The organism is Polaribacter sp. KT25b, from assembly GCF_900105145.1.
Taxonomy (GTDB): domain Bacteria; phylum Bacteroidota; class Bacteroidia; order Flavobacteriales; family Flavobacteriaceae; genus Polaribacter.
The window spans coordinates 586,863-611,783 of record NZ_LT629752.1; the positions used below are offsets into that span (position 1 = coordinate 586,863).

The 24,921-nt window shown below is 31.1% G+C and carries 18 protein-coding genes; 3 read left to right on the plus strand and 15 right to left on the minus strand.

Translation table 11 applies throughout. The features are described from left to right. Nucleotide 1 precedes the first annotated feature (1 nt). From BLT70_RS02385 to BLT70_RS02395, 3 genes are all read left to right on the plus strand, one after another. Nucleotides 2–1,645: a sulfatase gene (locus tag BLT70_RS02385; RefSeq protein ID WP_091891033.1), complete on the plus strand. Its 1,644-nt coding sequence runs from the start codon at nt 2–4 to the stop codon at nt 1,643–1,645. A gap of 12 nt (nt 1,646–1,657) precedes the next feature. Further along, nucleotides 1,658–3,580, plus strand: coding sequence for an FAD-dependent oxidoreductase (locus BLT70_RS02390; protein ID WP_091891036.1), 1,923 nt, complete (start codon nt 1,658–1,660; stop codon nt 3,578–3,580). Between the two features lie 86 nt (nt 3,581–3,666). Beyond that, nucleotides 3,667–4,794: a hypothetical protein gene (locus BLT70_RS02395; RefSeq protein WP_157691822.1), complete on the plus strand. Its 1,128-nt coding sequence runs from the start codon at nt 3,667–3,669 to the stop codon at nt 4,792–4,794. A 113-nt stretch (nt 4,795–4,907) separates the two neighbouring features. On the opposite strand, the gene BLT70_RS02400 is transcribed toward BLT70_RS02395, so the two are convergent. The 15 genes from BLT70_RS02400 to BLT70_RS02465 form a co-directional block, all read right to left on the minus strand. Continuing rightward, nucleotides 4,908–6,416: a sulfatase gene (locus tag BLT70_RS02400; RefSeq protein WP_091891041.1), complete on the minus strand. Its 1,509-nt coding sequence runs from the start codon at nt 6,414–6,416 to the stop codon at nt 4,908–4,910. Between the two features lie 7 nt (nt 6,417–6,423). Further along, on the minus strand, nt 6,424–7,929 hold the full coding sequence (locus tag BLT70_RS02405) for a sulfatase (RefSeq protein ID WP_172824374.1): 1,506 nt from the start codon (nt 7,927–7,929) through the stop codon (nt 6,424–6,426). A 2-nt stretch (nt 7,930–7,931) separates the two neighbouring features. Further along, a complete protein-coding gene (locus tag BLT70_RS02410; RefSeq protein WP_157691823.1) occupies nt 7,932–10,622 on the minus strand; it encodes a hypothetical protein in 2,691 nt (896 codons plus the stop codon). A 212-nt stretch (nt 10,623–10,834) separates the two neighbouring features. Further along, nucleotides 10,835–12,256, minus strand: a complete 1,422-nt coding sequence (locus BLT70_RS02415; protein ID WP_091891049.1) for a sulfatase — start codon at nt 12,254–12,256, stop codon at nt 10,835–10,837. A 59-nt stretch (nt 12,257–12,315) separates the two neighbouring features. Beyond that, a complete protein-coding gene (locus BLT70_RS17095) occupies nt 12,316–12,474 on the minus strand; it encodes a hypothetical protein (RefSeq protein WP_157691824.1) in 159 nt (52 codons plus the stop codon). Nucleotides 12,475–12,492: 18 nt separating this feature from the next. Beyond that, a complete protein-coding gene (locus BLT70_RS02420; protein WP_091891052.1) occupies nt 12,493–14,148 on the minus strand; it encodes a sulfatase in 1,656 nt (551 codons plus the stop codon). 35 nt (nt 14,149–14,183) lie between these two features. Further along, complete coding sequence (locus BLT70_RS02425; RefSeq protein WP_231962798.1) at nt 14,184–15,695, minus strand: sulfatase-like hydrolase/transferase; 1,512 nt, start codon at nt 15,693–15,695, stop codon at nt 14,184–14,186. Nucleotides 15,696–15,781: 86 nt separating this feature from the next. Then, nucleotides 15,782–16,915: a hypothetical protein gene (locus BLT70_RS02430; protein WP_091891057.1), complete on the minus strand. Its 1,134-nt coding sequence runs from the start codon at nt 16,913–16,915 to the stop codon at nt 15,782–15,784. Continuing rightward, nucleotides 16,912–18,039, minus strand: a complete 1,128-nt coding sequence (locus BLT70_RS02435) for a glycoside hydrolase family protein (protein ID WP_091891060.1) — start codon at nt 18,037–18,039, stop codon at nt 16,912–16,914. Before BLT70_RS02435 ends, BLT70_RS02430 begins: the two co-directional genes overlap by 4 nt. Beyond that, on the minus strand, nt 18,036–19,064 hold the full coding sequence (locus BLT70_RS02440) for a glycoside hydrolase family protein (RefSeq protein WP_091891063.1): 1,029 nt from the start codon (nt 19,062–19,064) through the stop codon (nt 18,036–18,038). Before BLT70_RS02440 ends, BLT70_RS02435 begins: the two co-directional genes overlap by 4 nt. 143 nt (nt 19,065–19,207) lie before the next feature. Next, nucleotides 19,208–21,136 (minus strand): FAD-dependent oxidoreductase, encoded by a 1,929-nt coding sequence (locus BLT70_RS02445; protein WP_091891066.1) that lies wholly within the window; start codon nt 21,134–21,136, stop codon nt 19,208–19,210. Nucleotides 21,137–21,142: 6 nt separating this feature from the next. Next, nucleotides 21,143–22,561 carry a sulfatase gene (locus BLT70_RS02450; RefSeq protein WP_091891069.1) on the minus strand — a complete coding sequence of 473 codons (1,419 nt, stop codon included), beginning with the start codon at nt 22,559–22,561 and terminating at the stop codon, nt 21,143–21,145. Nucleotides 22,562–22,666: 105 nt separating this feature from the next. Beyond that, nucleotides 22,667–23,524, minus strand: coding sequence for a sialate O-acetylesterase (locus BLT70_RS02455; protein WP_091891072.1), 858 nt, complete (start codon nt 23,522–23,524; stop codon nt 22,667–22,669). A gap of 4 nt (nt 23,525–23,528) precedes the next feature. Beyond that, complete coding sequence (locus BLT70_RS02460; protein ID WP_091891075.1) at nt 23,529–24,410, minus strand: sialate O-acetylesterase; 882 nt, start codon at nt 24,408–24,410, stop codon at nt 23,529–23,531. A gap of 111 nt (nt 24,411–24,521) precedes the next feature. Then, nucleotides 24,522–24,854 carry a hypothetical protein gene (locus BLT70_RS02465; RefSeq protein ID WP_091891078.1) on the minus strand — a complete coding sequence of 111 codons (333 nt, stop codon included), beginning with the start codon at nt 24,852–24,854 and terminating at the stop codon, nt 24,522–24,524. Nucleotides 24,855–24,921 lie beyond the last annotated feature (67 nt).

A 24,921-nucleotide genomic window follows, 5' to 3' on the forward strand; every position in this document is an offset into this window, starting at 1 on the left:
TATGAAGTATTTAAAACCAACTTTTTATTCACTTTTATTTTTGCTGATAATTAGTTGTCAGCAACAGGAAAAAAAAGTCTCAAAAAAACCAAACATTCTTTTTATTGGCATTGATGATTTACGCCCAGAATTAGGGTGTTATGGTTCTGACATTGCTGTAAGTCCTAATTTAGACAAATTAGCAAGTCAAGGTTTGTTGTTTGAAAACGCTTATTGTCAACAAGCAATTTGTGGGCCTTCAAGAGCCAGTTTAATGACAGGAATTCGTCCAGAAACAAGTGGTGTTTTTCATAATTATATCAAATTTAGAGAAGTAAATCCAAATGTTGTCACCTTATCAGAACACTTCAAAAATAATGGATATGAAGCTGTATATACAGGTAAAATTTTTCATCATGGAGATTTAGATGATGAAAAATCCTGGAGTAGAAAACCTGCTTTAGATAGTATGAAAGAGGTTAAAAAACCAGTAGGTTTTGCATTAAAAAAGAACAATGAAGATCGTAAAAAAATCAGAAATGAAATGGTTGCTAAATATGGTGCTGTAGCCAAATATGGTTTAGCTTCTGGTGTTGCCTATGAATCTGCAGATGTTGCAGATAATACTTATAGAGATGGTTATCATACAGAATTAGCTATTGCTACAATGAAAGAGATGAATGCGAAAAGTGATAAACCTTTCTTTTTAGGATTAGGTTTTAATAAACCACATTTAAACTGGGTAGCTCCTAAAAAATATTGGGATTTATATGACAGAGATAAAATAAAACTGTCAACTCAAACTGAAAGCCCAGAAAATGGAGCAACAATGGGGTTACATCCATCCTTTGAGTTACGAGTAAGAAGTAATATACCTAAAAAAGGTGAAATAGATAAGGAATTAGCCATCACTTTAAAACACGCGTATTTAGCTTGTGTAAGTTATGTGGATGCGCAAATTGGTAAAATGATTACAGCTCTTGAAAAAGAAGGTTTAAGACAAAATACAATCATTATAGTTTGGTCAGATCATGGATGGCATTTAGGTGACATGGGTATTTGGGGAAAAGCAACGAATTATGAAATTGCGACAAGAGTTCCTTTACTTATTTGGACTCCAGACATGCCAAAAGGAAGCAAAGGTAAAACTACAGATGCTTTGGTAGAATTGGTAGATATGTATCCAACTTTAGCAGAATTAGCTGGATTAGAAATTCCAAAACATGTTGAAGGAACAAGTTTTAAACCCTTGATTTCAAATCCTGAGAAGAAATGGAAAACAGCTGCTTTTAGTCAGTTTCCTTCTCCAGCATTAAGAGAATGGGGTGGATTTCCAATACGACCAGCAATGAGAGAAACCTATTTTGGACCATTGTTAAAAGAAGTTGAAGGAAAAATAAAAAAACAACAAGAAGATAATTGGGATAGAAATTTGTTTGAAAACAACTTAATGGGTTATGCAATGAGAACAGAACAATACAGATTTATTGTTTGGAAAGACAGGTTAAATAAAGAAAAAGAACCCGTTTTTATAGAATTGTATAATCATAAAATAGATCCAAAAGAAACTAAAAATATAGCTAAAGAAAATCCTGATTTAGTTGGTAAATTAATGAAACAATTTAATAAAGGTTGGCAAGGAAATATCCCTAATCCATCAATATAAAAACACATCAAAATGAAGAGAAGAGATTTTTTTAGAAAAGGAGCAACAGCAGCAGTTGCAGTAGGAGCTATACCAATGATTGCAAGTTCGTGTGCTAGCACAAACGATATTGTTTACGATCGAAAAAATGATAAATGGTATCATTTAGGAAATGGAAAAACTGGAACAAATTCAAGAAAAAAAACAGATGCATATGATGTTGCGGTAATTGGTGGTGGAGCAGCAGGAATTTGTGCTGCAGTTGCAGCTGCAAGAAATGGTTCTAAAACTGTTTTAATTCAAGACAGACCTGTTTTAGGAGGAAATGCTTCTAGTGAAATGCGTGTTCATTTAAATGGAGTGAACAACATCAAAGGAAAAGCAGAAAGAGAAACAGGAATTATAGAAGAAATTTTATTACACAATCGTTTTGAAAACGAACAAGAATCTTTCCCTGTTTTTGACCATGTTTTGTATGATTTTGTGGTAAGAGAATCTAACTTAACATTAATGTTAAATACCCAAGCTGTTGAGGCAGTTATGAATGGAGATAAAATTAAATCTGCAATGTGTTGGCAAGCAACAACAGAAACAATGTTTACTATAAATGCACCAATTTTTATTGATTGTTCTGGTGATGGTTTGTTGGCTGCAACTTCTGGAGCAGAATATAGAACTGGTAGAGAGGGAAAAGCTGAATTCAACGAAAAATATGCACCAGATAAACCAGATGGATGGCAAATGGGCGCAACTTTATTAATGTCTTCTAAAGACATGGGAAAACCAATGAAATATTCTCCTCCATCTTATGCAATTAAATATACACATGAAGGTGGACATAAAAGAAGGAAATTTGCAGGTTTTCAAGATGGAATTTGGTGGATAGAAATTGGAAGTGATGATGATATTATTGCTGATGCAGAAAAGAATAGACATACTTTAATGGCTTATCTACATGGTGTTTGGGATTATATAAAAAATTCAGGTAAATTTCCTGAAGCAGAAAATTTAGCTTTAGATTGGGTTGGCTCGTTACCAGCAAGAAGAGAATCTAGACGTTTTATAGGAGATTATTTTTTATCTGAAAAAGATTTAACTGAGCATAAACATTTTAATGATGCTGTTGCTTTTGGAGGTTGGTCTTTAGATGAACATAATCCTGGAGGAATTTTAGACATTAAAGAGCGTCCAAGTTTTTTTCATTATCATTTTAAAGAAGTGTATCAGTTTCCTTTTAGAAGTTTGTATTCTAAAAATGTATCTAACCTACTATTTGCAGGTAGAAATGTTAGTCAGACACATATAGCGTTATCTTCAAGCAGAATTATGGCAACTTGTGCATTACAAGGTCAAGCAGTTGGTACAGCTGCTACAATTTGTAATAAATATGATGTTTCGCCAAGAGTAGTGGCGCAGAAATACATAAACGAATTGCAAGAACAATTGTTACGAGATGATGTTTTTATTCCGAAAAGAAATGCAAATGATCCAAAAGATTTAGCTAAAAAAGCAAGTTTAATTTTTGGTTCTACTACTTTTTCTGGTGATGCAAAAAATCTTTTAAACGGAATTTCTAGAGATATTTACGGAGAAATAAATCATTGGCAATCTGAAGGGTTATCTGCAGAAATTCAATTAGAATGGAGTAATTCTGTTAACTTATCAGCAGTAGAAATTAAGTGTGATACCAATGTAAATAGAAATATTATGATGCGTAAAGACAGCAGAAATGATGATTTATATAGAAATGGAATTCCTACAGAAATGCTAAAATCTTTAAGTTTACAAGGACGTGTTAATGGTCAATGGATAGAATTAGGAAACATAGAGAATAATAAAACTCGTTTAATTAAATTTAAATTTAATGAAGTAAAAGTTACTGCAATAAAAGTAATTATGACAGAAACCTATGGCGCACAAAATGTAAAACTTTTTGAAGTGCGTTGTTATGCATAGAGTTTTACGAATACATGCTTTTTTTTTACGTAGAATTACATCAAATATAAAATAAGCAGATACTTTAGTCATTATATATTAAAAGAATGATGAATTTTATAAAAACCTATGTTTGGATTTTATTTCCGTTTATTTTTTTAAGTGGTTCTCTATTTTTAGAAAGTCCACAAAAAGAAATAAGACATACAATTTTGGTAAGTCATCCGGGAGAAAAAACAAAGATTTCAACAACACTTGTAGAGGTTCAAAATGAAAACGGATTGCCGATAAAATATTATACAGATGTAGAATCTGTAATTTGTTTAGAAAAAGTTTGTAAAGTAATTCCTGTAAGAATAATTTGGAATAATTTAGGAGAATATCAAGAATATAAATTAAAAGAAGGTGAAATTTTAGAAAAGTATGAAGATGATTTTTTTGAGTCTAAAGATTATATAAAATTACAATCTATTTTATCTAATCAAGCATCACCTTTTAAAGAGGTTTTTATTGAGGATGTTTTAACGGTGCCAAACGAAAATGATTACGAAGAAGTAGATGCTATTTCTGGAGCAACTGCTCTAGAATTAGATGAAAAAGATACAGTACCGGGTGCAGCTTTAACATGTTATACACTTTGGCATTGGGCAAATGGAAACTTAGTTTCTGTGATTAAAAGTATCACGGCAAAATCGGCTTCTACAAAACAATTACAAGATTTTTTGGTTGATAAAAATAATGCTTATTATTCTTTAGCGATTTATGAATTAAAGGTTAGAAGAGAGTACAAGAAATCTATAATAAATGCAACAATAGATAGGGTTTTACAAGATGATTCTTTGTTAAAAAGCACTTTTGAATATATAAATTTAGCTCCATCAGAAATTTATTTTTTTATTATAAAAGAAGTTTTTTTTAAAGGAAAAAAAGAGCAGAAATTGGCAGCAATAAAATCTTTAAAGTATAGTAGTTTTAAAATATCAAAAACTTTTTTAGATAATTTTAGTCAGGAACTTACAAGCTTAAAATCTTTTCAAGAAGTAACAGCTTTATTAGAGTTAATACAAGATAAAAATTTAAAATCTGTAAAAGTAATAGAAAATGTTGTGCCTCTTTTAAATAGGGATTTTTTAATAGCTAGAAGAGCATATTGGTTTTTGAAAAATAAGAAATTATTACCAAGTCAAGAGTTACTTGTAAGAGATTTTTACAATAAAAATAAGGAAAAACTTTAATCTAATTAAGTTTAAAGTTTTAAAATAATTTTATTATAAATAGCTAAAAAAAGCTTCATAGTTTAATGAAGCTTTTTTTTCTAAAATATTATTTTAAAATAGTTTTATAGTCTTTACTCTGTAATATATTTCTGTCTCATTTTTAAACCAGATTCATCATATTTATTTAATTGCTTAAACAATTCTGTTTGCATTTTTTTAGCAATTGTTGCATACTCTTTATCGTAATAAAAATTAATTAATTCATCTGGATCTTTTTGTAAATCGAATAAATAAGGTTTTTCTTTTTTGTCTATGACCAATTTATATCTATCATTTACTGCAGAAACCCACCATCCGCCAGACTTGGCAAAGTAGGTAATTCTGTCACTTGTAATTTCTTTTTTATTATTTGTAAAATCATCCGAAGTATCTAGACCGTGAAATTTTGCATCAGTTTTAACATTCATTAAACTTAAAATAGTAGGCGCAAAATCTACATTTGTATAGGCGGTATTTAATACTTTCCCTGCAGGAATTTTGTTTGGATAACGAATTACAAACGGAATTCTTGCAGAACCTTCATAAGGCACTCCTTTGTTACGTCTGTTGTGCTCAAAAAACATATCTCCATGATCGGATGTAAATACTATAATAGTGTTTTCTGTAAGATTATTATCATCTAAAAACTGAAGAATTCTACCGACAGAATCATCAATATGACTTACCATTCCAAAATATTGTTTTAATGCATTTTTTTCATTTTTAAATGCTTTTTTACCAAAAGCTTCATTATTGTCTGGTTTATTCCCTCCAGCCCAATATGGCTTTATTGCTGTATATTCTGCAGCCATTGTTTTAGGCGCTTCAATTTGTAAATCCTTATACATTGTATTGTATGGTGGTTTTGCATAATCTGGTGTATGTGGATCAGGAATTGACAACATCAACGCAAATGGTTTACCTTTATCTCTTTCTAATATTTCTAATGTTTTATCCGTAAAAAAATCGGTTAAATGAATCACTTCTTCCTTTGGTAATTTAGCAGCGACTTTTTCATTTATCCCTTTAAATTTACCATCTTTTATGTGGAAATAAGGAGCATGACCGCCTTTCATCATATAACGATTGTCTTCAAAACCTGCTTTATATTTAATATCAAAAGTATATTTTTCATGACCTGCCAAATGCCATTTCCCAACATAAGAAGTTGCATAGCCCTGATCTCTTAAAATGGTTGCAAAAGTTGGTATATCTTCACGAATATGCATGCCGTTTTTAGGAGCTCCAGTTGCCTGTGGATACAAACCTGTAACCAAAGATGCTCTAGATGGAGTACAAACTGGCGAAGCACAATAATAACTTGTTGCAATAGCACCTTCATCTGCAATTTTATCAATATTTGGTGTTTTAGAATTATTTCCTTTTCCCCAAACAAACGCCTGTTCTTCTGGTAATAATTTTTGATATGCGCTTAATGTTCTAAAATTATGTTCATCTGTATGAATGATAATTAAGTTAGGTTTTTCATAGGTTTCTACCACTGTTTTTGTGGTGTTAGAAACTGTTTTTTGACCTTTACAACTCCAAAAAGAGATTGCAGCAATTATAGCGATCAGTAATATATTTTTAAATTTCTTCATCTTACTTCTATTTAAATTTACGTGTTGATTTTATGGTTTCATCTTGATCTGCATCTACATAATTCTTGGGCTTTCCGTATCTTTCTTTACTCGCCTTTTTTCTTTTAATTGGAATCCATTTTTTTAATGCTGATACTTCTTTTTGATACTTAGAATTAGAAATTAAATTATTCCATTCATTTGGGTCTTTAATAACATCATATAGCTCTTCTTCTCCTGACAAATACTGTATATAATGATATTGCTCTGATAAAACGGAGGTTCCTTCTGATGAAACGGTAACTCCTGGATATTCCCATTCTGATGTAGGGTTTTTTAATAGGTTAGAAAAATCATGACCATCTAAATTTTCTTTTTTAGGTAGTTTTGCTAAGTTGATTAGCGTTGGATATAAGTCTAATAAACTAACTGTTCTTTTTAAAATAACGGTCTCTTTCATACCTGGTAATTTTACAAAAAACGGTGGTTTAACAGCTTCAGACCATAGAGTGTTCTTTAAATAACGTTGCTTTTCACCCAAATGCCAGCCATGATCTCCCCAAATAACAACAATTGTATTATCTGCATGATTACTTTTTTCTAAAGCATCCATAACAATGCCTAAACACTTATCTACAAAACTTACATTTGCCAAATAAGCTCTTGTTGCTTCTTTATTAAGATTGTGTTTTTTAATCCATTTGTATTCTGCTGTTGGTTTAAATTTTTGCTTTCCGTTGGCATCTGTAATATCTACTAAATCGTCTTCTTTTATCAATATATCTTCTATTTTATTGATATCATATAGATCAAAAAACTCTTTAGGCACAAACCAAGGTAAATGTGGTTTTATAAAACCTACAGACATAAAAAATGGTTTGTCAAAATCTCTTTGCAATTGTTTTCTTGCCCAATCTGCAACTCCAAAATCTACAGTTTTTTCAAATTTATCTTTAGTTGGCCCCCAACTTAATTTTGCTTTTTTCTGTTTATATTCTGGTTTTACAACGCCATTTATTGATCCCGCTTTAGAAGAGGTAACAAATTTTTTATCTGCTGCATCATTATTATACCTTCTTGCTCTAGCAAATTCATCAAAAGCCCATTCGCCAAAATCTGTTTTTCCGTTTTTGGTTCCGTGTTTATGAAACATTTTTCCGTTAGAAAGTGTATGATATCCGTTTAAAGAAAAATATTCTGGTAAAGTTGGATTCTCTTTTACAATATCTGAATACAACATATTATCTGAATTCCCATAAACACCAGAAGTACTTGGTAAAAATCCAGATAAAATTGCAGAACGAGAAGGGCCACAAATAGGTGCTGGAGTTATGGCGTTTTTAAAAACCATTGATCCACTTTTTGTTAATTTATCCATATTTGGAGTGATGGCTTGCTTATTTCCTTCTAATGGACTTACCCAATCATTTAAATCGTCTATTGCAATGAATAGAATGTTTGGTTGTTTCTGTTTTTGTGCAAAAAATGAAAAACAAATTAATACGTATAATAAAAATAATGGTGTTTTTTTCATCATTAATAACTTACATCAATAAATCGTAGAGAACCAGCAGGAACAGTTAAATTCATCTTACTTTTAGTTACTTTTAAATCTTCTTTACTTAAAATATCACTTACAGATTTCGGTTTTCTATGTTGAAAAGTGATGATTACATTTCTTTCTTCTGGTTCAATATAACCTGGATCCATTAAAATAATTCTTGTGTGATTTTCATCAATTTTAATAGCAGACCATGCAGCTCCTTTTACCAAAATTGGTAATTGTTTTGCACCACTTTCTACAATATTTTTAAAGGTTGATTTATATTTCTTAGCAGTAATAAATTCGCTATTTAAAAAACCTTGTTTTCCGTTACTTATACTAAAGGGAATATTCGATTTTAATAATTCCTTTTGAGATTCAACAGGCGCTATTGGTACCATTCCGTTTGGTATTTCTGGCATATAATTTAACCATCGGTAATCTACACCCAAAGCAATTTTAGAATAATCATGACTAGGAATATCGGTTCCTGCCCAATGCATTTGTCCTACAGAAAAAATAGCATTTTCATCATCCTTTTTATATTGTTTTAATTCGTGATGTGTATCTACAGAATGTACCAGTTTTGGGTCAATATCTTTTATTAAATGCCAAGAACCAATAGATGTTATATTCTCTTTTTCTACAATTGGTAAAACTCCAGATTTCATTAACGCAAATAAAATATTAAGACCTGGATCTTCTACAAAACCAGAAGTTGAAACGACCCCATAACGAGCTCCATAAGCAGCCATCATAACACCTTGCCTTAAATATGGAGAAACAGAATTTTGTCCTCCAGGAGTCAATGGTCTCCAACTTGTTGGGTTATCATCAATTAAGCGCATCGCAAAATCATTAACATAACCACCATTTCTCATTCCTATTCTGCCTGCTAAATTTAAATCTTGAATTCTATTGCTTGTATCTTCAGAAGCCGGCACTAAAATATCGCCATATTTTCCAGAAAAAAACATCTCTTTCCATAAAGGTAAATGTGATGTTGCTGCCCAAAACATATTCTTATATCTAAAGTATAACTTTGCTCTGTTATTCTTTCTAATTGCTTTTGCTAATCTTGGTAAATATTCATTTACAAAATGGATAACTCTTGGGTCTTTTACATTGTCCATTTCTGCGTAAACAAAACCATAACAGGTATTTGGAGCTACTCTTAAAATTTCTTCTAAAGTTTCTATTTGTATATAAAAAGGGTCATTACCATGACCTGCCCAAAAAGTAAAAGGTTGATTTTCTGCTTCATAATCTTTCGCCATTTGTATAATTTGCGCTCTTGTGTCTTCGTATTTTCCTCTCTTATCTTTTTTTAATGCCGACTTTCCTATCTTATTTACCAAATACGTTCTGTCTGTAGCTTCTTTTGGAGATTTTTGAATGACAAATTTGATATCATTACCATGTAGTTTTTTAATCTTTGCATCTTCTGCGTCTTTTGTAATCATCACCCAACTTTTGTCAGATTTTTTTTGATAACTAGGCAACTCAAAATTCAGTGTTTGTTTGTATAATTTGTCTAAATTATCTTTTACACGAGCCATTGTACCTTGTAGTTTTTGCGATGTTTGAAGCCAATTTTTCTTCTCTAAATTAAAAAAGTAAACACCATTTCCTCCATCAACTTCTCCTGTAGCAATTAATTGTTTGCTTTTTTGATCCAATACAAAATCACTAAAAACTAATTGATCATACTTTTTACCTTTTGTTTCTATTAGATTTCCTTTTAAGTCTATTCTATACAAAATACCACCATATTGCATGATAATTTCATCTTTTAAAGGCTGTAAACTAATCCCTTTTAAATGAGCATATCTTTGGATATCTCTTTTTCTATCTCCTTTAAAACGAGAAACAATATTAAAATCCCCATCTAATCCAAAAAACATTGGCGTCCAAGAAAGATCACCAAAAAACAAGATTTCGTCTTTACCGTTTTTATTAATATCTGATACAGAAATATCTGTAACCATTATTTTTGTTAAGTCTTTTAATTCTTTCTTTTTTATAGTGGTTTCTATTAGCACTTGTTTTGTTTCTGCATCTAAAATCCCCATAAATTCCCAACGAAATTTATCATGATTATACGTCATCAGAAAAAGTGATTCTTTATTTTTTGATATAAATTTTCCACTTTCAATTTTTCTTATAACTCCTTCTATTTTGATTGATGAAACTTGTTCTCCTTTTGCATTTAATTCATATAATTGACCATCATTACCTCCTGTAAAAATCTGAATTTTACCATCATTTTTTACAACTGCAATTTCTGATAAACGTACTTTATGATCTGGTGTATATTGCCAAAGTAAATTACCATCACTATTAATACAGTATACAATTCCATTACCAGCAACCGCTAATAAATCATCAGAACCATCCTTATTAATATCTTCCGCTAAAATTTCAAAAATAACAGATGGTTTGTTAATTTTATAATTCCAAAGTTCTTTTCCTTTTAAAGTATAGGCAGAAACATTGCTTGATAATTCAGAAAAATAAAGTACTTTATTCTTGTTTACATTGGCAATAACAGCATTTCTGATACCATTACCTTCTGTATGAAAATTCTGAGCTAAAAAAATATTTCCTGTAAATAAAATTACTATCGTTAGTGTCGATTGTATCCATTTTGAAAAACAATAATAAGAACCTTTTTTAATATTCATTTTTTTTCTTTTGATTTCTTCAAAGATCAAACACATATTTACTAAATAAGTGTGATTGCGTAAAAGAAATGTGTTTGTGAATTTATATATGAAATTTAGACTGCAAAAAAAAGGAAAGTCTTAATGTTTATTTAAAAAATTAAGCATTTATTAGAATAAAAATATTATGATGCCTAGCGTCTATGAAATCTCTAATTCTTTAAAAATTGCATTTACATTCTTTTCTTTTTTCTTTTAGTTGCATTTTTTTTAACATTATAATTTGGGTTTTCATTCATCATTTGTGCACCAACAGAAATTTGCCATTCTTTTAAATTTTGAAGTAACTCTATTGCTTTTTCAGGTTGATTTATAGCCAGATTATTCGTTTCGTATGGATCTATAGATAAATCATACAATTCTAATTTTCCATCTTCAAAAAACTCAATTAATTTATAATTTTCTTTTCGAATGGCTCCATAAGGTTTGGTTCTATGATAATGAGGATAATGCCAATAAAAAGTGTCTCTATCTAATTTTTTTGAAGTTCCATTGAGCAACGGAAGCATGCTAATTCCATCTTTATGGTCATTTGGGCGTAATGGTAAATTGGCAAATTCTAAAAATGTAGGGTAAAAATCTGTGCCAATAATAACCTCATTACTTACGGTACCTGCTTCTGTTTTTCCAGGCCATTTTATAAGTAAAGGTTCTCTGACACCACCTTCATGTGAAAAACCTTTATAACCTTTTAAACCTCCAGTTGTCTCATCAAAATTACCTCCATTGTCTCCAGTTAGCACAATAATTGTGTTTTCTGAAATCCCTAACTCCTCTAACTTTTTTACAAGTCTCCCCACACTATTGTCTAATGCTTCCACCATTCCTGCTCTTTTAGGATTGATGTATTCATTTTTTGAATTGGTGAAATTTATAGCTTTTTCTTTATATTTTTCTTCTAAATTAGGCGGACACATAATAGGCCCGTGCACTGTGTAATAAGAAAAATACAATAGAAAAGGGTTCTTTTTATTTGTAGTATCGATAAACTGAAGTGCAGCATCTGTTAACTTATCCGTTAAAAAATCTCCCGGTTTTCCATCATCTAAATTAGGCATTTCAAAAGGAGAAAAGTATTTCCCTTTTCCTTTGGGTTGTCCCCATTCTTTTCCGCCAACATTAATATCAAATCCGTGATTGGTTGGGTAATGTTCCTCAAAATCAGGCTGATTAGAAGGCATTAAGTGCCATTTTCCAAAAAAAGCGGTTGTATAACCTCCTTCTTTTAAAGCTTCTGGAAGAGTAGTTAATTGATGTTCAATTCGTGTATTCCAATCAGGAACCGACAACTTTGCATTTGGAAACTTGTGTCCCGAAATCCAATCTGTAAGATGGGTTCTTGCAGGATATTGTCCTGTTAAAATAGCGCCTCTAGAAGGAGAACAAACCGTGGCAGCTGCATACGCATTGTTAAATAACATACCCTGACTTGCTAATTTATCAATGTTTGGCGTTTCATTAAATTCAGCACCATAACAGCCAAAATCTCCAAAACCTAAATCATCAACCAATAGAAAAACAATGTTGGGCTTTTCTTGACTAAAGCCAATTATTGTACACAAAAATAAAATTGAGAATATTATATGTTTTTTCATTTAAATAATAATTAAATATTGAATTGACAATTACTTTTTATACTCCTAAAATAGCATATTTATTTTGCAGTTAAAATTTCACCCTGTTTATTGTATGCTTGTACATCGCCTGGCCCCATATCATCTGCTAAAATGTAAATAATATTTGGACGTTCTTGAGCTTGAAATACTTGAATTACAAACACAAAACCCAATAAAAAAACAATTGCTTTTCTCATAATTTATAGCTCTTTATCCTATCTATAACTGTTGTTTTTTTCTCTATACTTTCTATACTGATGAGATATTTGTATCGCTTTTGCCAATTCATTTGGTCCGTAATCCCAATATTCATCAATTACCTTATTACATTCAAACTTTGGATCGTCTTCTTTATATTCTTTTCTTAATGCCTTTAATTGTGATTTTAATTCGGTAACTACTTTTGCGTATTTAGCGTTATTGAACAAATTATTCATTTCTGAAGGATCCTTTTCTAAATCGTATAATTCCCAACCCGGAGGCGTTTGTGGGGTATCACTTTTTTCTAAAGCGCCATAAAAGAATAACAACTTGTATTTTTTAGTTCGAATTCCGATATGTGCAGGATTGTCATGACTAGACATGTGCATCCAATAATGATAATAGGCTGCTTGTTTAGTATCTTTTGCTTCTTTACCTGTTTCCATTTCAGTTCTAAAACTTTTTCCTTGCATATAGGTTGGTTTTTCAACACCTGCATAATCTAACATCATAACAGGATAATCTACATTTTCGATAATGGCATCAGAACGTGTACCTGCTTTAATTGCTTTTGGATAACGAACAATAAATGGCATTCTCATTCCTTCTTCATAACCCCATCTTTTATCGATATAATCATGTTCTCCTAAATAAAAACCTTGATCTCCCGTATAAATAATGATGGTATTCTCTAGTAAATGATTCTCTTTTAAATAATCAACAACACGTTTTACATTGTCATCCACTCCTTTTACACATCGTAAATATTTTTTTAAATACGTTTGATAAGCCATTTTAGTAGCTTCAACAGAATTAGGATTTGTTTTACTTCCCCATTTTTTTGAAAAATTACGACGTGGATTACGAGCACTTACCGAAGTTCCTAGGTAAGGTAGTAATTCGTCATTATATCCTCTTGTTGCAATAGAACCATGGTTTCCTTGTTCAAAAAGGTTTTCTGGTTCTGGAATTTCTACATCTGCTAAATAAGATTCGTATCTTGGCGCATATTCGAAGTTATCATGAGGTGCTTTAAAATGCATTTTCATAAAAAAGGGCTTGCTTACATCTCTCTTGTTTTCTAACCATTCTAAGGTAGAGGTTGCAATACAATCCGTAGAATGTCCTTGCATTTCTTCTGTTCCCTCTACAAGCATTGTCATTCCTCCTGCTTTTCTAACAAAAGACGCTGTACCTTCTCTAGATACAAAATGAGGATTAAAATATTCTCCTTGCTTATAAAGCACTTTGTAGTAATCAAAAGCTTCTGGTTTTTCTTTTAAATGCCATTTACCAATTACTGCAGTTTCATATCCAGCTTTTTTCATTTCTATTGCCAAATACTGGTTTTCCTTTTTCAACCGACCATGTAAAGTGGTTACGCCATTAACGGCACTATATTGACCTGTCATAATATTAGCACGACTAGGCGTACAAATAGAATTTGTAGAAAAAGCATTGGTCATTACAATTCCTTCATTTGCCAATTTATCTATGGTTGGTGTTGGGTTTAACTTTGCCAATCGACTGCCATAAACTCCAACTGCTTGTGACGTATGGTCATCAGACATGATGAATAAAATATTTGGTTTTTGAGAATTAGCTTGAGCTACCATTTTAGTCTTGCTTACCGCAAAAACTATCAAAATCATTAAACAGTATTTATTCATCTTTATACCTTTTACATTTATAAAACAGCAACTCATTAACTAGCAATTAATTTATCTAGTTTTTCTTTAATAAATTTATTATTGTCTTTATTATCCTTCATATAACCTTTTAAATCTTTGGCTAATTTTTTTATGATTTGCTTGTACTTAGCATCGTTGATTAGGTTTACCGTTTCATTTGGGTCTGCTTTAATATCCATAAACCAAGACTCATCTTTGTTGGCTAAAACCAGTTTGTATTGTTCTGTAATTGCAGCGTAAAAACCCAGTTTAGAAAACGTAACATCGTTCCAATTACTTGGTGCTTTTTTTGCTAAAAGTGGCGTAATATCTCTACCAGCAACTTTTGGCGATTCAACATTTAATAAGCTTAAAAAAGTAGGCATCCAATCTGTGTTATTTGCCGCTTTATTTACAACAAGTCCTCTTGGAATTAAAGGAGAATTCCCTTTACTTCCTTGTGCCATAATAAATGGTATTTTTGCAGATCCTTCATGGATGGTTCCTTTATTAACTCTACCGTGTTCTCCTAACAAATCTCCGTGATCTGATGAAAAAACAACAATGGTGTTCTCAAAAATTCCATCGTCTTTTAACTTTTGAATGATACGCCCCACGTTATCATCAATCAATTTTACCATTCCAAAATATTGTTGAATTTCCTTTTTTAGTTTCTCAGGATTTTTCGTTTTTTGATCTGGTTTTTGCCACTTAGGCATTGCTGCATTTGTTTTGTTTTTGTAAGCAATATCATAGGTGAATGGCAATTGTATTTCAACATCAGTAAACATGGTGTCATAAGGTTCTCTAACCGTATCTGGTGTATGTGGGTCTGGAATACTTACCACATAATAAAAAGGTTCATTTTTATGCTCATCAATAAAATCAATGGTTCTATCTGCTAACCAATCTGTAGTATGTTTTACATTTTTTGATTTTTCATCTTCATAAAGTGGTTGTCCGTATTTATCTATCCCTATTTTCTTAGGTCTTTTGGCTGCTCTATAAGGATTTCCATTGGCATCAATTCCTTTAAATTTATCATGACCTCCTAAAAACATAAACTTGGTATCTTGAAAACCATAATGATCTTCTGGATGACCAACGGGATATGGAGACCACCATTCGTCTTTATCTTTGCTTCCAGATTTGTCTCTACTTTCAGATAAATGCCATTTCCCAGAATACCCAGTATAATAACCAGCAGCACTTAATACATCTGCAATTGTTGTTACATCTGGTTTTAAATATTTTCCATCACCTATTTTATTAGAATTATTAGGAATTCCTAGAGTTACAGGATAAATACCTGTAAACATAGAAGCTCTTGATGGTGTACAAACAGGTGCACTTGCATACATGCGATTAAAAATAGTTCCGTTTTTAGCCAAAGAATCAATATTTGGCGTTTCTGCAAATGCTTCTGGCCCCCAAGCAAAAGCCTGATCTTTTTCTAATTGATCTCTATAACAACCTAAAGTTCTAAAGTTATGTTCGTCTGTAATAATCCAAATAACATTGGGTTTTTTAGTGTTTTGAGCGTTCAATTTTAAATTTGAAAACCCTATTAAAACGATTAATAGAATGCTTCTTAAAAAATTTGAGTTCATAATTATTTCTGTATTATTTTTTTTTATTCGTCTTTTATTTTATGCAACATATACTTATCAAAAGCTTTTCCATCAAAAGGAACAATTACAATTTTACTTCCATGGTTATCATTTGGTCTGTCTTTTCCTTTATTCACATCAATTACTGAAAATAAAAAATGCGTTGGATGCCCATTTTCAACATAAACTGTCATTCGCTGAACTATTGCCCAATCATTTACAGTTCCGTTTGTGTATTTAAAAATATCTGCATCTTTTTTAAAAGCGATTCCTCTACTTTTCCAATTATGAATTCCATCTGATGATGTAAAGTGATAAGAAGTATCAACTCCATGCTGATTTACAATCATATGATACATCCCTCCACTAAACCAAACCGTTGGGTCTTCCATTTTTTCTTGAGGAATTCCTTCCATTCCTTTATAAATTTTATCTCCCATAATTTTATAAGGACCTAAAATTCCTTTTTTACTAAGCATAGGAGCTGTAGAACGAGGAATTAATAAATAGTCTCCGTTGGGTTTTAACAAAATTTGAACATTAGACATATAACCAACTTTATCATTTTTTACTGCTCCTTTATTATTACTATCATAACGTGCCAATCCATGATTAAAACCATTCGCTTCTACCTTAATTTCGCCTAATAATTTGAACGGACCTTCTGGCTTATCAGAAATAAAAATTTCACCACGAGTTGTTTCACTTGATATGACAGCATATTTTCCATCATGCGTTTTTAAAGCCACAATATTATGTCCTAAACCTTCTTTCCAATCAGGATAAACTAACCCTTTATCTACATAAGGTCCCATCACATTTTCACTAACACCATGCATGGCTTTTGTTCCAATATGCCAACCCTCTCCGTGAGACATTTCCTGCGTCCATCGACTTGCATATATATGATATTTTCCTTCATCATCTTTTACAATACTTCCATCCCAATAGCACCAATTCTTCATTTTAGAATCTTCCAATCCGTTGGTAATATCTCTGGGCAATACATTATTTGCTCCCCAAATTCCATCAGAAACTAATGGTTTTTGAATTGGCATTGGTTTAAAAAAATCTATTAAAGTCTTTGACTCTTCTATTTTTGAAGCACAAGCCTGTAGTATGATTGCTATTAAAACTAAAATTTTAAACTGTTTCATTTTTTTTCTTCTTTGACTAATTTTTGCATATACTTATCAAAAGCAACTCCATCAAAAGGAACCACTACAATTTTACTTGCATGGTTATCGCTTCCTCTATCTTGACCTTTTTTTACATCAATAACAGAAAACATAAAATGAGTTACATGACCATTTTCAACATACGCTGTTGGTCTTTCTACAAATTGCCAATTATTTATTGTTCCGTCTGTATATTTAAATATTTTAAATTCTTCTTTTTTAAAGGCAATCCCTCTATATTTCCAATCTGCAATTCCATCTGTTGATGTAAAATGATGTGATGTTTTTGTTGGCCAATGATTGTAAACAATGTGATACATTCCGCCGCTATACCAAATGGTAGGATCCTCGTTTCTAGTTTGTGGTAACTCTGGGTATTTTTTATAAATGCGATCGCTCATAATTTTATAAGGACCTAAAATGCCATTATCACTAATCATTACCGCTGTAGACCTACCAATTAACATATATCTTCCATCAGGTCTCAATAAAATTTTTACATTAGACATATGTCCGAAGAAAAGCTGCTTTTTATTTTGATATTTTGCCAATCCTATATTAAAACCATTAGAATCTATTTGAATTTTACCAAGAAGTTTAAAAGGCCCTTCTGGCGAATTCGATACAAACACCTCTCCTTCGGTAATTTCGCTCGTTACTGCTGCATAACGTCCATCTTTCATACGCAGACCTATAACATTACCTCCTGTACCTTCTCTCCATTGTGGCCATAGTAAACCTTTATCTATATAAGGCCCCATAATATTATCACTTACTGCATGAATTCCTTTTGACCCCAAATGCCAACCGTCAGTATGGGATAAAGATTGATTCCAGCGACAAACATACATGTGGTATTTTCCATCATCACTTTTTACAATTTTCCCGTCCCAATAACAACTGTTTATCATTGTAGGATCTTCCAATCCATTGCTTATATCTCTAGGTAAAACATTATTTGCACCCCAAATTTCATCAGAAACTAATGGTTTTTGAATTGGCATTGGTTTAAAAAAATCTATTAAAGTCTTTGGCTCTTCTATTTTTGAAGCACAAGCCTGTAGCATGATTGCTATTAAAACTAAAATTTTAAACTGTTTCATTTTTTTTCTTCTTTGACTAATTTTTGCATATACTTATCAAAAGCAACTCCATCAAAAGGAACCACTACAATTTTACTTGCATGGTTATCGCTTCCTCTATCTTGACCTTTTTTTACATCAATGACAGAAAACATAAAATGAGTAACATGACCATTTTCAACGTACGCTGTTGGTCTTTCTACAAATTGCCAATCATTTATTGTTCCGTCTGTATATTTAAATATTTTAAATTCTTCTTTTTTAAAGGCAATCCCTCTATATTTCCAGTCTGCAATTCCATCTTCAGAAGTAAAATGATGTGATGTTTTTGTTGGCCAATGATTGTAAACAATGTGATACATTCCGCCGCTATACCAAATGGTAGGATCCTCGTTTCTAGTTTGTGGTAACTCTGGGTATTTTTTATAAATGCGATCGCTCATGATTTTATAAGGACCTAAAATGCCATTATCACTAATCATTACCGCTGTAGACCTACCAATTAACATATACCTTCCATCAGGTCTCAATAAAATTTTTACATTAGACATATGCCCATAATGTGGTTTTGTTTTATTCTGGTATCTTGCCAATCCCATACTAAATCCATTAGGGTCAACTTTAATTTTCCCTAACAATTTAAAAGGTCCATTTGGATTTTCAGAAACAAATATTTCACCATCAGTAAGTTCGCTAGTAACGGCTGCAAAGCGTCCATCATGCATTCTTAAACCAATAACATTATGACCTATTCCTTCTTTCCATTGTGGCCATAATAAACCTTTATCAACATAAGGTCCCATAATATTATTACTCACAGCATGCATTCCTTTAGAACCTATATGCCAACCTTTACTATGAGAATATTTTTCATCCCAACGACTTGCATACATATGATATTTGCCTTCATCATCTTTTATTATTTTCCCATCCCAATAACACCATTTTTTTAATGTAGCATCTTCTAATCCATTTGTGGTATCTCTAGGAATTACGTTTGAATCTCCCCAAATTCCTTCTGAAATTAAAGCTTTTTGAGGTTCCATTGGTAGAAAAAAGTCTACTAGGGTCTTTTTCTTTTGTGCGGATAACTTTATTGAAAAGCATAAAATAAATAGGATTAATAAACGACTAGGTGTTTCAGGGTAAATCATACTTATTATTTTTATTTATTATTGAAAATAATTATTTAATAACAACGAACTTCAAACATTCTAATATTTTCTTTTCCGTGCGTGTTTTTCAATTTTAAACGAATGGCAGTTGCTTTAACTTCATCAAAATTTATTTTTACTAAACGTGTAATATTGTACTCTTTTTTACCAACTTCTTTCCAGTTTCCTTGTACACGTGCTTCTACCGTAAAATCTTTTATCAATTCTGGAGGAACAGCAGTAACTTGCCCTTTATTTTTAGCAGGATCTTTATGCATCATCATTAAACGTTGCAAGTTGGTATCAAACTTCATTTCTACACTTGTAAATTTTTGAGGTTTGTTCCATTCTAATTGTAATTCAGCATTTAATCCTTCTGATTGCCAGTGATGAATTTTATTAATTTCATCTCTACTTACACCATCTAATAGATTTTTTACATCACCAGAACTAGTTGAAGAAGCAAAAATTAAATCTGCTGTTCTTGCTTTATCTTTAGGATCTTTTGCTGGTCTATGTGGAAAATACGAATCGTCTCTTAACAATTGCTCTTGCAAATCATTTATATTATTTTGATATAATTTTCTTGGCGAAACTCCTTTATTCGCACACATTGCTGCCGCTGTTCCTGCTGCTTGCCCCATCATAGAACAAGTACCAATAATTCTTGTTGATGAAAGTGCAATATGTGTAACACTCACGTTTCTGCCGGCAAATAATAAGTTGTCAATATTTTTAGAATACAAGCATCTAAAAGGGATTTGATACACTTCTTTAAACCTAGAATGAAAATAACTTGCAGGTTCGTTAAGGTTTTCAATTCCGCCAGGGCAATGTTCATCTAAAGACCAACCGCCAAAAGCAATTGCATCATCAAAATGACGTAATCCCAACATATCTGGTTCAGAAAGAATATAATCTCCTACAAATCTTCTAGATTCTCTTCTACCAGGAATTGAGCCTACCCAATCTAAAACAATATTAGCTGCTTCAGGGAAATCTCCAGAATTTTTTATATGATTCCAAACTCCATAGAAGTTAGCCATTAATTTATGACGGATTTCATCTCTTTCTCCAATAATATCTACATCACTTCCTAATTCTACCCACCAAAACCCTTCTTTTAAATGTTTTATTTTTCTATGTTTATCTTTAAATGCTTTTTCAGCATCAAAAGGAACAGCGTATTCTGGCGCATAAAAAGGCACTGGTCTTCCCATGTCTTTTGTTATCATCATAAAACAATCTCCCATAACCCAACCATCTGGTTTATCTGGCGCATATTTTTCATTAAATTCTGCTTTGCCTTCTCGTCCTTGTTTAAATTCTGCTCCTGCTGTTGCAGCCACAAAACCATCTCCAGAGCAATCTACAAAAACAGGTGCATTTATGGTAAAATCTGTTTCAGTGGTTAATTGTCGACAAACAACCGATTTAATTTTATTTTCATCAATATTTACATCCAACGCAGTTGTATTTAATAGTAGCGTTAAATTCTTTTCACGAATTACATAATTGTATAAAACATGATCCCAAACATGATATGATTCTTGCGGATTGTAATGCCAGTTTTCAATCAATAATTCTTCTACAATTCCTGTTTCTCTTTCTACTTTATGTTTGTTTTCTAAATTTTTTACACCGTTTACGGTTACTCTCATTTCGCTAGATGCATTTCCACCTAAAACGGGTCTGTCTTGTACTAAAACAACTTTTGCGCCATTTCTAGCGGCTGAAACTGCAGCAGAAATTCCAGACATTCCTCCACCAATTACTGCAACATCAACAACTAAAGTTTTTCTACGAATTGGATCTTTTTTTAAAGTCTCTCTTAATGCTTTTTCTTCCTTAAATAAAACATTTGTGCTATTAGATGTTTGAGCAGAAATGTCTCCTATGATTGGAAATATACTTGCTGCTACAACTCCTTGAGTTCCTTTTTTAAAAAAATCTCTTCTTTTCATTGTTTCTTATTTAAGTGTGTTCTTAAGTTCTTTTCTAAATTTTTCTATAATTTCTTTATTAGAAGAATTACTAGCAATATTTGCCCATTCGTTTGGGTCGTTTCTATGGTCGTATAATTCTTCAAAACCGTTACTATAAATTGTATATCTATAGTTTTTACTTCTTAAAGAATGAATGCCTTTATCTTTTGAGGTAAGCACAAATTCATGAATTTCTTTCGAAGGTTTTTTTACGATACTAGAAATACTTTTACCTTCTAAATCATTTTTTTGAGGTAGATTAGCCATTTCAACAAGAGTAGGGTAGACGTCTAATAAAGAAACAATTGATGAACTTACTTTTCCGTTGCCATCTCTTGGGTCAAAAATTAATAAAGGAGTTTTTGCTGAGCGTTCCCACAAAACATTTTTAGACCAATGTTCTTTTTCTCCCAAATGCCAACCATGATCTCCCATTAAAACAATAATAGTATTATTAGCATATTTGCTGTTTTTTAATCCGTTTAATAAATGACCAACACATGCATCAGCAAAAGATACATTTGCCAAATATGCCCTAACAGCTTCTTTCCATTTTCCATGATCTACGATAGATTGATGAACCGATTTTTTTGCCATATTATTACCCATTTTACCAACATCATCTAAATCATATTTTATGGTTTTAGGTAGCTCAATATCTTCTAATTTATACATGTCAAAGAATTGTTTTGGCGCGTACCAAGGTAAATGGGGTCTAAAAATTCCACAAGCTAAAAAGAAAGGTTTATCATGACTTTCTTGTAGAAAATTTACTCCATAATCTGCAGATTTATAATCATTATTGTTTTCTAAAGTTACATCAACCGGAAACCAGTCAAAAGATCGTAAAAAAGATCCTTTAACTCCGTATTTTTTTAAATCTAAACCGTGTTTAAGTTTGTTTTTTTTGTCAGGAAAAGTTCCGCCTAAACCGCCTTCTTTTTCTTGTTGAAAAGATCCAGGATCGCTACCTTCTTTTGGCGCAGAAGCTTTTCCCATTGGGCTATGAAAAATTTTTCCTGCAGCAGCAGTTTTGTAACCATTTTTTTCAAAATATTGTGGAAGTGTAATTGTGTTTTCAAAACCTTTTTCTTCTCTAAAAACTTCTGAATTTCCATAAACTCCAGTTGTTGAAGGTCTATAACCAGTTAATATACTAGTTCTAGATGGGTTACACAATGGCGCAGCGCAATATGCATTTTTAAAAATAGTACTGTTTGCTGCAAGTGCATCAATATTTGGTGTTATGGCTTGTTTATTTCCGCCAAAAGCACCAACCCAATCATTTAAATCATCAACCATAATAAATAATACATTAGGTTTATCAGTATTATTTTGAGATGTAATAGTTAGGGTACATAAAATGCTTAAAAGAAATATGATACTTTTAATATTTAATTTCATAATGATTGTATTGTTCTGTTTGTTTGTACTAAATACTTGAATATTATTTAAATTGAAGGAGTTCTAAGTTTCAATAATGTAACTCTTAGTAAATATTTGTGTTTTTTAGTTTAAAAGGCTTGTTAGTTTTTTTGTAAACTCGATTCCTAATTTTTTTTGCCCCTCTGTATTGTAGTGTAAATTATCTGAATGTTTTGGGTAATCTAACCATTTAGGATCTAAAGAAGTCTTAACAATTTCTACAAATTTATCTACTCTCGTTATAGAATCCATCGCATTTCTAACTTGTTCTGGCCCTTTTTTATATTTTCTAGGTAAAACATTTATTTGACCAATTATAAAAGGCAATTTTTTTAAATCTAATTCTTTTCTATACGCTGCAATTAAATCTTCTAAGTTTTGTTGATAACTGCTTGCGGTAATTTCTTTATTAGTATCACTTTCACCTTGCATCCAGAGTAAGCCGAGAATTTTATAGTTTGTTCCTTTTAGTTCTTCTAAATTAGAATTGATAATTTTAATGTGTTCAGAAAACAATTTCATTTTCTTTTTTTCTGGATTTTTTTCAGCTAAATCTGCTTTTTCTTTAGACCAATTAGAATTCCAAGCACCATATAATGATGTGCCACCTACCGCTTTTTTTATAAATAAATATTTTTGATTTGGATTTTTTTCAGCTAAAGTAAGTCCTACAAAAAGTTCTGGGCCAAATTTATTTTCACCTTTTGAAACATAGAAAGATAAAGGTTTTACATTTTTTATTGAATTAGTTGAAGTACTTATTAAAACTCGATCAGAAATGTTGTCAATTCTTTTTATATCTTGTTTAGATAAATTACTAACAATTCCTTGTCCTGCCATATTAGATTGCCCAGCAAATAAAACAATATGTATTTCTTCTTGAGCAAATAATTTAAAACAGCTTAAAGTACAAATCAAAAAAATGAGTATTTCTTTTTTCATGAGTCTATTTTATCATTTTCATTAATTCAAAGGCAAAAGCTGTGCCTAATTTAACCTGACCTTCTGTGTTGTAATGAACATTATCTTTGTGCTTAGGGTAATCTAACCAATTTTGGTTTGTAGATGTTTTAATTAAAGCAGTAAAATGGGTTTTGTTTACAAAAGATTCCATTTGATTTCTAACAATTTTTGCTCCATCTTTTACACCATATCTTGAGTTTATTTCACCTATAACAAATGGCATTTTTTCTTCCTTAAAAATAGTTCTGTATTTTAAAATTAATGCTTTTAAATTAGAAGCATAACTTCTTGCAGCTTCTATTAAAGTGGCATCATTTTCTCCTTGCATCCAAGCTAAACCAATAATTTTATAAGTTTTTTCTTCGGATTTTAGAATCGCTAAACTTTTCTGAATATCTTCTATATGCATAGAAAATAATTGTAGTTTTTGCTTTTTGTCTTTTTCTATAGCTTGTGCTTTTTCTGATGACCAATTTGGGTTCCAAGCGCCATATAAAGCTGTGCCACCTTGAGATCTTTTTATAAGCAAATATTTTTTTGTAGGATTATTTTCTGCAAGTGTTAAACCCATTAATAACTCTGGACCAAATCGTTTTGTAAAATTGTATTTTTCTGATGGTTTATTATCATAGTATGATAACGGCTTAATTAATTTACCATTAAAAACTAAAGAAACTCTATCAGAAATCTTTTGAATTCGATTAATAATATTGCTTTCGAGTTCATCAAAATTACCAGCACCAGCCATATTAGATTGACCTGCTAATAAAACTACTTGAATATCTACATCATTTTGAGCTGTAATTTCTGATGATTTACAAGATGCTAACATCAAGAGAAAAAGCAAGAAGATGTTCTTTTTCATAAAAGTATTTTGGTATAAAAAGCTCTTTAAAAGTAATTTTATTTGTTACTATTTTTGTGATAACTATACTTTTAGACAGCTTATTTAAAATTATAATTTTTAAATATAAATTTAGTTTTTATTCGCTTTTCTAAATGCTTTCATTTTAGATTTTGCTAATTCTTTATCAATTCCTTTTAACATTTCGTCTAAAGTGATTTTTTTGTCACCATCTTGATCTAAACCAAAAAATATAAACTGACTATTAATTGCCTTTCCTTTTTTATTGGTTTTATCCTTGTAAAATGCTTCGAATTCTGTTTCAGAAAGAAAATCATTATTGTCAGTATTTATTTTTTTGAATTTATTTTTTGCTGTCTTCTCTTTTTTTGCATCATCTTGAGCGGATACTTGGCCAACTAGAAACATTGACAAAACGATAATGGCTACTTTGAAAATTTCCATAATTTAGGATTTAAATATTAGTCTTTCAAAATTAAAGCACAAATGCTGTTTTTTTGATTCTGTACGT